We start from the raw sequence: 14,157 nt of genomic DNA, 5'->3' as shown, positions 1-14,157 counted from the left end.
ATACGCCTAGAGAAAGGATAGACACCGATTTTGCACAGATGTTACCATTTTTCTTGGAAAAGAGAGAGCAATTGAGTGAAGATTAGCCAAACGAAGTAAAAAAATCAATTTTTTTACTTTCAGGGGTAGACAAGTTGCTGGGATTCCTCCATAATCGCGCCCCATGGAGAGATGGCCGAGCGGTCGAAGGCAGCGGTCTTGAAAACCGCCGATGGGAAACCATCCTAGAGTTCGAATCTCTATCTCTCCGCCATATTCGCCGGCTTAGCTCAGTTGGTAGAGCAACTGACTTGTAATCAGTAGGTCACCAGTTCGACTCCGGTAGCCGGCACCAAATAAGAACCCGTTACATTTAATAGATGTAACGGGTTTTTGTGCATAGAAAACCCCCAGCTAGGCTGGGGGTTCCGTAAAGCTTTCAGCTTTGAATAAGATATTAAAACCCCTTTTGATTTGTTAAAACACCTTGCGGTCTGGCAACTGCAAGAGTCAAACAAAAAATCAAAAGGGGGTCCCAATGGGGGACGAAAAGAGCTTAGCGCATACACGATGGAATTGTAAATATCACATTGTTTTCGCCCCAAAGTATAGAAGGCAAGTTTTCTACGGTGAAAAACGTAGGGCGATAGGTAGTATTTTAAGGAAATTGTGTGAGTGGAAAAATGTCAGGATAGTGGAGGCAGAATGTTGTGTTGACCATATACACATGCTTCTAGAAATCCCACCCAAGATGAGTGTTTCGAGCTTTATGGGGTATTTAAAAGGAAAAAGTAGCCTAATGCTTTATGAGCAATTTGGGGATTTAAAGTTTAAATATCGAAATAGAGAGTTTTGGTGCAGAGGGTACTATGTTGATACGGTAGGAAAGAATACGAAACGAATACAAGAATATATAAAACATCAGTTAGAACAGGATAAATTGGGAGAGCAATTGTCGATCCCCTATCCGGGCAGCCCGTTTACGGGCCGTAAGTAATCCATAGATGCAAATGTCAGGGCCGTTATGCGCCTGTTAGGGCGCGGCTGGTAACAAAGCCTTATAGGCGCATATTAAAAACCTCCGGCTATGCCGGAGGATATTTATTTCTTGCTTGTAATCCATATTATTTAACTACCTTTAGTCGCTGATGTGACAAACTTCTGGCTCCATCACCAAAAGAACATCAATTTTTCTTTCCATCGCTGATTGTGGTGGCTTCTTGAAAGCACCAATAAAAAGTAACGATTAAATTGACAAAAATCAGCAAAAAAATTCGCAAAATGACAAAAGTGCATATTAATAGTGAGATTAATTAAGCCATATATGTGATAATTTTATCTGTTCCTTGCAGTTTAAGTGATTATGTTGTTGGCCTAACCGATGCATAGTTTTGATGAATAGAAAACGAACTTCACAGAGCTATTTATTAATTAGCCATATTAAAAATCAAATATTGCTTAATGGCTTGGAAAGATTATTCGGCTGTTATCTACTCGAAAGGGAGATGAACTGCAAGGTATTCAGATAGTTATGGGTGAAAACCCATCTTGTTGTAGTAATCATGTTGAATTTAAAAGACTAAATATTGTCTAAAATAGCGTGCATTCTGCAAAGGCGAAGTATTGGGAGATATAATGTACGCCAAAAACCCATTTTCACTGAAATTGGTCCACCCGAAGTATGTAGTAACTTGGGTGGGAGTTTTTATCTTATTTTTATTAGTTCAATTGCCGTATAAATGGCAAATGTGGCTTGGTGCTTTTTTAGGCAGTAATTCACGGTATTTTATTAAAAGAAGAGTATCAATCATTAAGCGAAATTTAGAATTGTGTTTCCCAAATAAAAACAAAAATGAAATAGATACTTTGGTGAATGATAACTTAAAATCTTTAGGTATCGCATTATTTGAAACTGGGATAGCCTGGTTTTGGAGTGATAAAAAAGTTAAAAAATTATTTCAAGTAAAAGGAATGTCCAATTACTTAGATGCTATTGCTAAAAATAAAGGTGTGATTATTGTTGGGGTCCATTTTATGTCACTTGAACTCGGTGGCCGGATTATGGGGCTTTGTTTTCCTGTTAATGCAATGTATCGTCCTCATAACAATAAAGCGATGGAATATATTCAGACAAAAGGACGGTGTCGTTCTGGTAAAGGAATGATTGATCGTAAAAATTTAAAATTTATGGTTCAAGAGTTAAAAAGTGGTAAATCCATATGGTTTGCACCGGACCAAGATTTTGGAAGAAAAGGCACGATATTTGCGCCGTTTTTTTCTGTCAAAAATAGTTCCACGTCAAAAGGAACCTCAATACTTGCTCAATTATCTAAATCTCCAACACTCACGGTAACATTATTGAGAAATAAGAGCGGTGCTAATTATGATTTGGTACTGGGAAAAGAAATACTAGAATACCCAAGCTCTGATGCATTACAGGATGCAACAATAATTAACTCTATCTTAGAGGTTGAAATAATGAAAGCGCCCGAGCAGTACCTTTGGGCTCATCGACGGTTTAAAACCCGGCCTGAAGGGGAAGTGTCGCTTTATAGCTAGTTTTATATTTATCTTATGGCACTTTAAAGTTCATAATAAAAAACGAGATAAACACATGTTTTATCTCGTCTATTAATAATTTATAGCCTTGTTTAGCACAAGGTTATCGTTATAACCAGCTGTGTAGCATAAAGTATGATAATGAAAATATAAAAATTACCATTAGGTGTTGGAGCACCTTTAAAAACAAAAGAAATCTTCTTACTTGATTCATTGTTTCCTGCTTTGGCGAATATAATAAACGGCTAATTAAAACTCTTTTTTAGTGTAGTTCCACTAATAATAAAATACCAATTTCCATTTAAAAAATTAAAAAAATGTGAAATAAATTACACTTAATAAGTAAAAATAACTAAGTTAATGAGTAATTAATAAATAATAAAATATCTGGTCATTTATTACGTAAAATACGTAAAAATCGAATAGCCTTCAATAACGATGTTAATCGAAGACTATTCTAATATAGAGTTACTTTAGAATAAACTAAAAACTTTCTTCATATTCACGAGCTTTTTTATCGTCATAGTTATGTTCCCATTTGGCAATAACAAGTGCGGCTAGCGCGTTGCCTACAACGTTAAGTGCAGTACGTGCCATATCAAGAATTCTGTCAACACCCGCAATGAATGCTAACCCTTCTAGTGGGATACCGACACTTCCTAATGTGGCAAGCAGAACAACAAATGAAACTCCAGGGACACCCGCAATGCCTTTAGATGTGATCATAAGGGTAAATACTAAGATTAGTTCTTGCCCAATGGAGAGTTCGATACCATAGAGTTGGGCAATAAAAATAGCAGCAATACTTTGGTATAATGTAGAGCCATCTAAGTTAAATGAATAGCCAATTGGAATAACAAAGCTTGTTACGGATTTAGGAGCGCCATATTTTTCCATTTTATCCATAATACGAGGAAGTACGGTTTCAGAACTGGCTGTTGAGTAAGCGAGCAATAACTCATCTTTTAATATTTTCATTAAAGTGAAAATATTTATTCGACAATAACGAGCGACTAATCCTAGTACAACTACAGCAAAAAATATAATTGCACAATGGACGAGGATAACAAGTTTTAATAAAGGAACTAATGATGAAAAGCCGAAGTTAGCGACGGTAACGGATATTAATGCGAAAACCCCGATTGGGGCATACATCATAATCATATTTGTTACACGGAACATTGTTTCAGAGAAAGTCTGTAATACATTGAGTAACGGTTGTTTCTTCTCTGATGGTAAAGAAGAGAGCCCCAAGCCAAATAATACAGCAAAAAAGATGACTGGTAGCATATCACCACTTGCCATCGCTGCGAAAATGTTACTCGGAACTAAAGTTAAGATCGTATTAATGATCCCCGAAGGGTGGCTTTCGACTTCTTGAGTGGTTTTTTCATATTGAGAAATATCGACTTGCGTTAATTGCGACATATCGATACCAACACCAGGTTGGAATATATTGGCAAAAGAGATACCGACGATAATGGCAATTGTAGTGATAATTTCGAAATAAAGGATAGTTTTAAAGCCGAGAGAACCTAATTGCTTAGTATTACCAACCCCGGCTATTCCAACAATTAGAGTCGATATAACAATAGGAACAACAATCATTTTGATTAACTGAATAAATATTTTACCTGCCGGGGAAAGAATATTTAGAATCAACCAATCTTTGTACTCTGTATTATCATGTAAAAGTGCACCAGCAATAACACCTAAAATAAGAGCAACCAGTATTTGCCATCCTAGGCCAAATTTAAACAGTTTCTTTTTAGTCACTTGGTTTAATGTCATAATGAAATCTCATTTTATATTAATAATTTTTATGTATGTGTTGTTATTATCATAAATTTTATATCGAATATTCGAGAAAACTACAACTATTAACTCGATAAATTTGAGTAATTTCAATATGTAATTTATATCAATATGTTTATTATGTTAAATTTAAATAGTAAAATAGCGATGCGTGTTAAATATTATGGATTTTTGTTAATTATTAGTGGATTTTAAGGTGAAGTTGTCATTTTAATTAAATGTAAGCAATTGTTTTAGATTGTTAATGATATTGCTTTTTTGTTACTTATTTTTTCGCGAATAAAACTAGATAGAGTGAAAAACAACCTCTAAAAATAATCTTTTTATTGAAAAGTCAGCAGAATATAATTTTCTGTATAACTCATTCAATTTAATAAGTTAATAAAAAAAGAATTTAATTTGAGCTAATCATTATTAGAAGAATAGGAATTATTAAAATATCAAGGTATGACTATAAATGACCACCTACTAAAGTTTATGTAATGAAATTAGTAAGGGATGAGCGAGTTAAATAAGAAAACTATTAATATTAAAGCAACTCAAAGTGCAGATTGTTTCCGTTTAAATGCAGCGAGTAATGTGCGTTCAGAAAGGTCTAAGTAATCACGTAACATATTAGAGGCATCTAAATTTTGGCCAGACTCTAATAATCTAAGAATAGAATGGTTTTTATCAATATAGGGAGCATATAAAATTTTAGGGTCATTAAGATGACCAAAGGCCAGCCGTAATTCAGCGGACACATTACGGTATAATTTAATTAAGCGTTCGCTGTCAGATAGCTCAACAATGGCAGTATGAAATTTCATATTTGCAGTTCCTACACCCACCCAATTTTCTGTCTTTTCATGTTCACGAGCTTCTTGAACAGCATCTTTCATTTTTTGAACTGATGGATGCAAGGCATATGCATGAGTTAATGCATCACATTCAATGAGTCGGCGAACTTGATAAATATCGATAATGGCAGCCATATCAGGCACTGAGACAAATACGCCCTTATTTGGGGCATAAGTTAATAAACCTTCCTGTGTGAGTACGCGAAAAACTTCTCGCAATGTATTTCGAGAAATATCGAGCTCCTCACTTAATGCTGCTTCAGATAAGCGTTGACCTGGTGTGATCTCCCCAACTGTTATCTTATGGCGTATAACTTCTGCAATAGTGACAGATAAAGTTTGTGCAACAGGTTGTTTTTTCATAATAAAGGCTAATTTTAGTCTCAGGGGTGATAAGGCGTTATATTCACATATTCAAGTTATAGCAGCAAGTTTCCTTTCTCTTTTACTTATTCCATTCCATGTATTTGCACAAGAATAGTGAAATTTAAATTTATTGCATCAATTTGGTGCAATTTACTCGATAAACATTATGGTTTGTCAGCCAAAATTGTTAAAAAAGTGATCTCGTCTTGATTTTTAAACCAGCAATTACGATTTTTATTGATTGTTTATTCATCATTCAATACTAATTGTTCAACAATCCATTAAAAATGAATTAACAATATAGCTAACAAGTAGAACAATGGCACGATAATTGCCTTAGTGATTGTGACATCAACAACTACATCAATAATTAAAACAATAACTATTAGAGGAGTATTCATATGGCAGCTCAAGAAAGTGCACCAAGTACTGCTGAATATGTGAAAAGCCGCCGTTCATCACTGATAAGCGCAATTTTTTTAATGGCAACCTCAGCCATTGGGCCTGGGTTTATCACACAAACTGCGACTTTTACCGTGACATTAGGAGCCGCTTTTGCCTTCGGGATATTAGCGTCTATTGTGATTGACTTCATTGTGCAGCAAAACATATGGCGGGTTGTTACCCTGACTAAAATGCACTCATCCGAAATTGCGAATGCCACAATTCCTGGGAGTGGCTATTTATTAGCGATATTAGTTATTTTTGGCGGGCTAATATTTAATGTTGGCAATATAGCTGGTGCAGGTTTAGGGCTTAATGCGTTAGTCGGATTAGACCCGAAATGGGGCGGTTTGATTAGTGCATTATTGGCAATTTATATTTTTTCTTCTCGTAAGGCCAGTACCTTTATCGACAGGTTAATCATTGGGTTAGGTGTAGTGATGATTGGCTTAACTTTATTTGTCGCTATCGCATCAAACCCACCTGTTGGAGAAGCATTACGTCAAAGCGTATTACCTGACACAGTTGATTTTGCCATGATAACCACTATTGTTGGGGGCACTGTTGGGGGATATATCTGTTATGCAGGCGCTCATCGCTTATTGGATAAAGGCGCAGTAGGTATTGAAAACATTAAAGTTGTTTCTAGCGCAGCCACAAAAGGCATCTTAGTTGTTGGGTTGATGCGTTACATTTTGTTCTTGGCTATCTTAGGTGTGGTAGCCAGTGGTGTGACTATTGATATTTCAGGGCAGGCTGCAAACCCTGCATCTCAAGCATTTCAGGCTGCCGCTGGTAATTTTGGTTTACGTATTTTTGGTTTAATTCTATGGGCTGCTGCACTCACCAGTGTGATTGGTGCAGCGTATACCTCAATGAGCTTCTTAACGGCATTTAAGTCCTCTATTACAGAAAGGCAGCGTAATGTTGCAACTATTATATTCATCGCAGTTTCTCTGATTGTTTATTTATCCATGGGAACAGCCCCCGCTGCATTATTAGTTTTTGCTGGTGGTTTCAATGGGTTAATTTTACCTATTGGTTTAACTTTATTTGTTTATATCGGCTGGAAGCGCTCAGATTTAATGTCGGGTTACCATTATCCACGTTGGTTATTATGGTCAGGTGTCGTGACATGTGCGCTAACTTGGTATATGGGCGCGATGTCTGTCGGTGCAATCTTTAATTATCTGAAATAACTCAAGGAGTAGCCATGAAAAAGCAAATTGATTTAAATAGCGACCTTGGGGAGAGTTTTGGACAATGGGAAATGGGCAATGATACCGCCATTCTTCCCGTTGTTAGTAGTGCGAACATTGCCTGCGGTTTTCATGCAGGCTCACCTGAAGGGATATTAAAAACCCTTAACGCGGCGAAGGAAAATGGTGTTGCTGTTGGTGCTCATGTTGGTTATCCCGACTTAGTGGGATTTGGTCGACGTAATATGGATATTGCATCGAGTGAATTAACTGCAGACGTGATTTATCAAATTGGTGCATTACAAGGGTTAGCAACCGCAGCAGGGGCACAAGTTTTATATGTTAAGCCTCATGGTGCACTGTATAACACGATTGCTCATGATAAACGCCAAGCAATGGCCGTTATTGATGCGATATTAGCCATTGATAAGCAATTGATATTAGTGGCATTAGCAGGGTCACCATTAATTGAGTGGGCAAGAGAATGTGGCTTAAATGTGGTCGCAGAAGCTTTTGCTGATAGAGCTTATAACAGTGATGGCACATTAGTATCTCGAAAATTAGCTGGTTCAGTATTACATGACCCACAGATAGTTGCAGACCGCATGTTGCAGCTGGTCATGGAAGGCGGTGTGATGTCAATTGATGGAAAATTTACACCTGTTGATGCGGGGTCAATTTGTGTTCATGGCGATAGCCCTGGTGCTCTTGAAATGGCAAAACAGGTGCGTGCCGTACTAGAAAAACAAGGTATTGAAATTTATGGTTTTGCTCACAAAGGAGACCACGAATGACACAGCTAATGAAGGCATCACTGCAGGCCATTGAAGCCGCTCGCCATGCACGCCAAGCCATCCGTGAGGGATATGACAAACCAACAGCAGGCCTTGCCCCGGGCATGACCCAAGCCAATATGATTGCATTGCCACGTGACTGGGCATTTGACTTCTTATTATACGCTCAGCGTAACCCAAAGAGCTGCCCTGTTCTTGATGTATGTGAGGCAGGGAGCTGGCAAACGGTTTTAGCTGAAGGTGCTGATTTACGTACTGATATTCCACGTTACCGTGTGTGGGAGAAAGGACAGCTAGTAGATGAAATTACGGATGCGACAGAAATTTATCAGCAACATCCTGATTTAGTAACTTTTTTAATTGGTTGTAGCTTTACATTCGAAACGCCAATGATTGAAGCGGGTATTGATGTACGGCATATCACGGATAAATCCAATGTTCCTATGTATAAAACCAATCGCTTATGTCGTCCAGCAGGGCGTTTACAAGGTGAATTAGTGGTTTCAATGCGACCAATACCCGCACATCGCGTTGCTGATGCAGTAAGTATCACTGGCCGGTTTCCCGCAGTGCATGGCACTCCTGTTCATATTGGTGCGCCAGAACAATTAGGTATTGCTGACATTATGCAGCCTGACTTCGGTGATGCGGTTCGTATTGAAGAGGGCGAAATTCCCGTTTTTTGGGCTTGCGGTGTAACGCCTCAAGCGGCAGTAATGAAATCTGGGGTTCCATTCGCATTAAGCCATGCACCCGGTTACATGTTTATTACGGATGTACCTGATGCCGCATATCACATATAGAGGTGCCAATTGAGATTTTTACCCGTCAATTTAAGTGCTTTTATGGTGGAGTTGGAAAGTCTTGAACAAACAATGGCATTGACTGATTCTTTAACAGAAATGCCCATTTATGGGATTGATGAAATAACACCAGCAGCAAGGACGATTTTAATTCGTTACAACCCGTTCAGGATTGATGTAAATGAGTTGGTTGAAAAGATATCGGTTAGGGATGTGTCGAGAAGAGTTGGTAAGGCCAGTAAATTGGTCACTATCCCTGTTCATTACAATGGAGAGGATCTTTCGGATGTTGCAGCGCATTTAGGGATATCCACTGCAGAAGTGATACGTCGTCACACAGAAAATGAATTTCAGGTTGCATTTAGCGGTTTTGCTCCGGGTTTTGGTTACATGGTGTCGAAAGGCGCTAATCTGAATGTTCCAAGGCGTCAATCACCAAGAGTGCGTATCCCTGCGGGATCTGTTGCCTTAGCCGGGGAGTTTAGCAGTGTTTATCCACAAGCTAGCCCAGGGGGATGGCAGTTAATCGGTGTGACTGAGCTATTAATGTGGGATATCAATCGACCAGAACCCGCACTCGTTCAGGCAGGCATGCGGGTAAACTTTGTTGATGCAACAAAAAGCCAGATTAGCTATAGCTTGCCAACTAAAGTAAGTATTGAAAAAAATGCTGAGAATGTCAGTGCTGATTTAACCGTTTTAGCGACAGGATTACAGGTTTTATTCCAAGATTTAGGGCGTATTGGCCAATCAGCATTAGGTATTTCAGAATCTGGCAGTATGGATAAATCGGCATTGCGTAGTGCAAATCGTATTGTGGGGAATAAATCAGACTCCGCCGTTTTAGAGATAACGCAAGGTGGGTTTAAGGCTCAAGCGCACAAAGACCTTATTGTTGCAGTGACTGGTGCACCTTGTACTATTGAGGTTCTTACGGAAGAAAACCAACAATATCAAGTTAATACTTATCAACCAATTCATTTAGCAAAAGGCGATACCATTAAATTAAGCCGCCCTAACAAAGGGGTACGTAGTTATTTCGCTGTGCGGGGTGGTTTTAACATTGAACCTATTTTATCAAGTTGCTCGTTTGATACGCTGGCACAAGTTGGCCCTGCCCCAATCAAGGTAGGTCAAACATTAACGGTTAATACTAATTCGTCTCCATTAGCCGTTTCATTAAATGAGACACCTGCTTTTGATTACCCAGCAGAAAATGATGTTGTGGTTTTGGATGTGATATTGGGACCTCGAACGGATTGGTTTACAAAACAAGCCGTTGGCCAACTAACAAGGCAATTATGGCAAGTCACTGCGTCATCAAACCGAATAGGCCTGCGCTTATCTAGTGAAAAACCGTTAGAGCGCGAACAACTACAGGAGTTACCAAGTGAAGGGACTTGCATTGGGGCTATTCAAGTGCCAGCAAATGGCCAGCCCGTTTTGTTTCTCAATGACCACCCTTTAACCGGCGGTTATCCCGTCATTGGCGCGGTATGTGAATACCATTTGGATTTAGCAGGGCAAATCCCTGTGAATGCCAAAATACGTTTTAATCCACTTGGTGAATTTAAAGTATTACAAGGGAGCCATTGTGCTTATGAAAATGAATAACAACAAAAAACATAAAGTATTGATTGCTAATCGAGGCGAAATTGCAGTTCGTATTATCCGTGCATGTCGTGATTATGGTTTCCAGTCTGTTGCGGTTTATGCGGACAGTGATATTGAAGCTCTTCACGTCAAAATGGCTGATGAAGCCTACGGGCTTGGGGGAAACTCGCCAGCAGAAAGTTATTTAAATATTGAAAAGTTGATTAGTATCGCTCAGCAGTCTGGTTCAACTATGGTGCATCCGGGGTATGGTTTTTTATCTGAACGCGCTGAATTTGCGCGTGCAGTTGAAGCCGCAGGGTTAATCTGGATTGGGCCTAGCGCAAACAGCATTGATATACTAGGGGATAAGGTTCAAGCTCGCCATATTGCAATGCAAGTCGGTGCACCGCTAGTGGTTGGTACAAAAGACCCTGTGAATAGTGCACAAGAAGTACTAGAATTTGCTCATCAATATGGTTTACCTATTGCCATTAAAGCGGCATTTGGTGGTGGTGGCCGAGGGCTAAAAGTAGCTTGGCAACTCCATGAAGTTGAAGAACTTTATCATTCAGCTGTGCGTGAAGCGACCGCGGCATTTGGCCGAGGTGAATGTTTTATTGAACAATTTTTGCATAACCCACGGCACATTGAAGCTCAAGTCATTGCAGATACGCATGGCAACGTGCTGGTGGTGGGAACACGTGATTGTTCACTACAACGGCGTAATCAAAAACTGGTTGAAGAGTCGCCAGCCCCTTTTTTATCGGAGAAGCAACAACAGCAAATTATCCAAGCCTCAACGGATATTTGCCGCAAAGCGGGCTATGTGGGAGCAGGAACCGTTGAGTTTTTGCTAAGCCAAGATGGAACGCTGTCATTTTTAGAAGTGAATACGCGCTTACAAGTTGAGCACCCAGTCACAGAGGAAACCGCAGGGATTGACTTAGTGATTGAGCAGTTACGTATTGCGGAAGGTTTACCTTTAAGTATTAATGAGATGCCGACTCCTCGAGGGCATGCGTTTGAATTTCGTATTAATGCCGAAGATGCTGGGAATGGTTTTTTACCGACCCCCGGCACTATTACTGTTTTTGATGCACCAATGGGGCCGGGAGTCCGTGTTGATAGTGGCGTAACGGCAGGGACTACAATACCGGGTACCTTTGATTCATTAATGGCTAAATTAATTGTCGTGGGGAGTACTCGTGACCAAGCCATTTTGCGTGCACGTCGAGCACTGGCAGAATTTAATATTGAAGGTGTTGCATCCGTATTACCATTCCATCGTGCAGTAATAGAACAAGCTGATTTTTGTGATAATTTTAGTGTACATACGCGTTGGATAGAGACTGAATTTAATGTGGAAATTCCACCAGCAAAACGGCAAATTCCATTATCGGATCCTGCGATGACTCGTACTTTTATTGAAATTGATGGGAAGCGTTGTGAGTTAGGTTTGCCCACTCAACTTTTTTCTGGTTTCTCAGTCAATAATTCAGCGGCATCCCATTCAGCTCCTCAATTAGTTGATAATCCTGATGCGGTCAACGCACCTATTTCCGGGATATTATTTAACTGGCTGATCCCTCAAGGAAATAATGTTTCTGAAGGGGATGTCATTGGTGTAATGGAAGCCATGAAAATGGAAGTGCAAATTGTTGCACACAGAACAGGAACGTTGAAGTATTGCGCTACTAAAGGGGATTTTGTTGAAGCAGAAAGCCCAATAGCTGAAATTATTTAGTTTGATGCCAATTAAGTTTGAGCTAAAGGAGTTAGCTCAAACTAACGGGAAATTCGCTCTGGCAGCGTTCTTAGAGGAAGATGAGGCGCAGGAATAGCATGTTTTTCTTCAGCGGTCATTTCATTGCTATCGCGGTAAACCTCACCACAGAGAAAGTAGAGATTCGGTCGTTTTGATTCTAGGTATTTTTTTCGGCTCATGCATTGTTCTTGTGTAAAAATAGTTTCAGTCACCGGTAATGCATCGCATGAATCCGTACCACAAGGGCTAACCCATAACGCCCAACCAATGAGTACCATATGTCCTGCCATTTACATTGCCTTCCTTAATAAGAACCAATATGAACCGCTGAAAGTGATGACTGCAAGTAACTATCTAATTCACATACGCATTATAGGTTAAATTCTAACATTGAGTTAACCAAATGTATGTATTTAGGCATGATGAATTGTTTCATTCACACTAAAAAGCAAATCGTTATAAATTAAAAAGTTGAGAATTATCATAAGTGGAAAATAAATGATTTGATAATAAATAAAGTAGTATATTGTTAAAATTACACTATCAATATTGCATGTTTTTTTGGTGTCAGATCGCAAAAAAACAAAATAATTATCTACAAACAGCCGATATTAGAGCTCAAGCCTGTCAATTAAGGCTATTTTTAACTAGGATTATGACAACCTCTAATAAGAAAATAGATAGGAATAAATCATGAATGCCATGGAAGAAGTGCTTTCATTTTGGTTTGAGGAATCGACACCAAGACAATGGTTTGAAAAAAGCGCTAAGTTTGATTTGACGATAGCACAACGGTTTGCTCATATCTGTGAACGCGCAGCTAAGGGAGAATTAGCTTATTGGCGGGCATCTATTCGTGGACGTTTAGCGGAAATTATTGTTCTAGACCAGTTTTCACGTAACTTATGGCGTGATACACCACGGTTTTTTGCTCAAGATGGGATGGCTTTAGCATTAGCGCAAGAGGCGATTAAGCAACATGATTATAACCTTCTGACGTTGTCACAGCGCAAGTTTGTTTTAATGCCATTTATGCACTCTGAATCCAGTTTTATACATTTACAGGCGGTTGAGCTATTTCGCATGCTGGGTGATGACGGTACATTAGATTTTGAAATGAGACATAAAGCGATTATTGATAAATTTGGCCGTTATCCTCACCGTAATGAAATTTTAGGTCGGCCATCAACACAAGAAGAAATTGCATTTTTACAAGAGCCAAACTCTTCTTTTTAGACTAAAACCAAATGAGCCCATATTTTGTTTAACTAGCTCATTTGGTTTAGTTTTTATTTAGCGAAATAATTCAGCCCTGACTGGCGATAATTCTAATTTCAATTGTAGTGATTTGAGGTAAATTTCAGTGATCTGTGCAAGGCTAGGGTAAAAAGTGGACTCTGTTTTGCTTTGCTGCACTAGCTCTAAATAGCGATACGCCCAAGGTAACAAATGTTGCTCAAATAGAGCAATAACAGCGCTGTCGTCCTCTTGCTCTGCTAACGCAGAAACTGCCATCATCATTAAGCCAAATTGGTCTTCAGGTTCACGGATTCCAGTATCAGTGACTAAACCTTTCGTTTGCAAAAAGTCGCGATAAGCCGCAGTTGACTCACCCATAATAGTATTATCATGCTCTAAGTACACAGAGCCCCAAGGCGGAGCAGGCATACTGCCTTGTCCTTCGAATAAGATGGAATAATCATAAGAGATATCATCAGGTTGTGTTTGTGACAACGAAGTACAAATAGCCTGAATTTTCTCTGGGTTATCCCATGTACATAACTGTGGTAGTTCACCCAAGACAGAGTAAACGTTACGTAAAGTGTCCGATTGCGGAGGGTAGTAGAAAAACGCACCAAGGATGCGGATCATTGTCGTGTCAATCATATTATTTTATCCGTCTTATTTCGCGCTAAAGCATGACATCATTATTTAATTTCCTGCTACTGTATCAATGCAGGTGGTGTTGAAGATATCTAAACAAAGAACCCCAAATGA

Annotated in this window: 12 protein-coding genes and 2 tRNA genes; 10 read left to right on the top strand and 4 right to left on the bottom strand. The window is 39.2% G+C overall.

All coding sequences use genetic code 11. From position 1 onward, the window contains the following. The first annotated feature begins 165 nt into the window (after nt 1–165). From M1F25_RS13165 to lpxL, 4 genes are all read left to right on the top strand, one after another. Nucleotides 166–253, top strand: a tRNA-Ser gene (locus M1F25_RS13165). Nucleotides 254–258: 5 nt separating this feature from the next. Continuing rightward, nucleotides 259–334 (top strand) — tRNA-Thr (locus M1F25_RS13160). A 183-nt stretch (nt 335–517) separates the two neighbouring features. Next, on the top strand, nt 518–976 hold the full coding sequence (gene tnpA, locus M1F25_RS13155; protein WP_153673373.1) for an IS200/IS605 family transposase: 459 nt from the start codon (nt 518–520) through the stop codon (nt 974–976). Between the two features lie 638 nt (nt 977–1,614). Beyond that, nucleotides 1,615–2,538, top strand: a complete 924-nt coding sequence (gene lpxL / locus M1F25_RS13150) for an LpxL/LpxP family Kdo(2)-lipid IV(A) lauroyl/palmitoleoyl acyltransferase (RefSeq protein WP_004259939.1) — start codon at nt 1,615–1,617, stop codon at nt 2,536–2,538. A 483-nt stretch (nt 2,539–3,021) separates the two neighbouring features. On the opposite strand, the gene gltP is transcribed toward lpxL, so the two are convergent. Beyond that, complete coding sequence (gene gltP, locus M1F25_RS13145; protein WP_004259943.1) at nt 3,022–4,329, bottom strand: glutamate/aspartate:proton symporter GltP; 1,308 nt, start codon at nt 4,327–4,329, stop codon at nt 3,022–3,024. Nucleotides 4,330–4,892: 563 nt separating this feature from the next. After that, nucleotides 4,893–5,555: a GntR family transcriptional regulator gene (locus M1F25_RS13140; protein WP_112307749.1), complete on the bottom strand. Its 663-nt coding sequence runs from the start codon at nt 5,553–5,555 to the stop codon at nt 4,893–4,895. A gap of 404 nt (nt 5,556–5,959) precedes the next feature. On the opposite strand from M1F25_RS13140, the gene M1F25_RS13135 reads away from it, so the two are divergent. From M1F25_RS13135 to M1F25_RS13115, 5 genes are read left to right on the top strand one after another with little or no spacing between them, the layout of a single operon-like run. Next, a complete protein-coding gene (locus tag M1F25_RS13135) occupies nt 5,960–7,201 on the top strand; it encodes an NRAMP family divalent metal transporter (protein ID WP_112307748.1) in 1,242 nt (413 codons plus the stop codon). 14 nt (nt 7,202–7,215) lie between these two features. Continuing rightward, a complete protein-coding gene (locus M1F25_RS13130) occupies nt 7,216–7,995 on the top strand; it encodes a LamB/YcsF family protein (protein WP_110591900.1) in 780 nt (259 codons plus the stop codon). Continuing rightward, on the top strand, nt 7,992–8,798 hold the full coding sequence (locus M1F25_RS13125; RefSeq protein WP_094962314.1) for a putative hydro-lyase: 807 nt from the start codon (nt 7,992–7,994) through the stop codon (nt 8,796–8,798). The genes M1F25_RS13130 and M1F25_RS13125 overlap by 4 nt, the downstream gene beginning before the upstream one ends. Nucleotides 8,799–8,807: 9 nt before the next feature. After that, a complete protein-coding gene (locus tag M1F25_RS13120) occupies nt 8,808–10,412 on the top strand; it encodes a 5-oxoprolinase/urea amidolyase family protein (protein ID WP_112307747.1) in 1,605 nt (534 codons plus the stop codon). Then, nucleotides 10,399–12,138 carry an acetyl/propionyl/methylcrotonyl-CoA carboxylase subunit alpha gene (locus M1F25_RS13115; RefSeq protein WP_181488100.1) on the top strand — a complete coding sequence of 580 codons (1,740 nt, stop codon included), beginning with the start codon at nt 10,399–10,401 and terminating at the stop codon, nt 12,136–12,138. The genes M1F25_RS13120 and M1F25_RS13115 overlap by 14 nt, the downstream gene beginning before the upstream one ends. A 41-nt stretch (nt 12,139–12,179) precedes the next feature. Here M1F25_RS13115 and M1F25_RS13110 read toward each other — a convergent pair whose 3' ends face one another. Continuing rightward, entirely contained in the window at nt 12,180–12,449 is a 270-nt protein-coding gene (locus tag M1F25_RS13110) for a hypothetical protein (RefSeq protein ID WP_004259979.1), read from the bottom strand. Between the two features lie 403 nt (nt 12,450–12,852). On the opposite strand from M1F25_RS13110, the gene M1F25_RS13105 reads away from it, so the two are divergent. Next, nucleotides 12,853–13,395, top strand: a complete 543-nt coding sequence (locus tag M1F25_RS13105) for a DUF924 family protein (protein ID WP_181488098.1) — start codon at nt 12,853–12,855, stop codon at nt 13,393–13,395. Between the two features lie 57 nt (nt 13,396–13,452). Here M1F25_RS13105 and M1F25_RS13100 read toward each other — a convergent pair whose 3' ends face one another. Next, the gene (locus tag M1F25_RS13100; RefSeq protein ID WP_094962316.1) at nt 13,453–14,046 is read right to left on the bottom strand and encodes a molecular chaperone; all 594 of its coding nucleotides are present in this window, start codon (nt 14,044–14,046) and stop codon (nt 13,453–13,455) included. Nucleotides 14,047–14,157: the final 111 nt, after the last annotated feature.

The sequence above is a fragment of the Providencia sp. PROV109 genome, assembly GCF_033681625.1.
Lineage (GTDB): Bacteria > Pseudomonadota > Gammaproteobacteria > Enterobacterales > Enterobacteriaceae > Providencia > Providencia hangzhouensis.
Note: the sequence above shows the minus strand (reverse complement) of the source record. Positions and strands in the feature narration are given on the sequence as shown.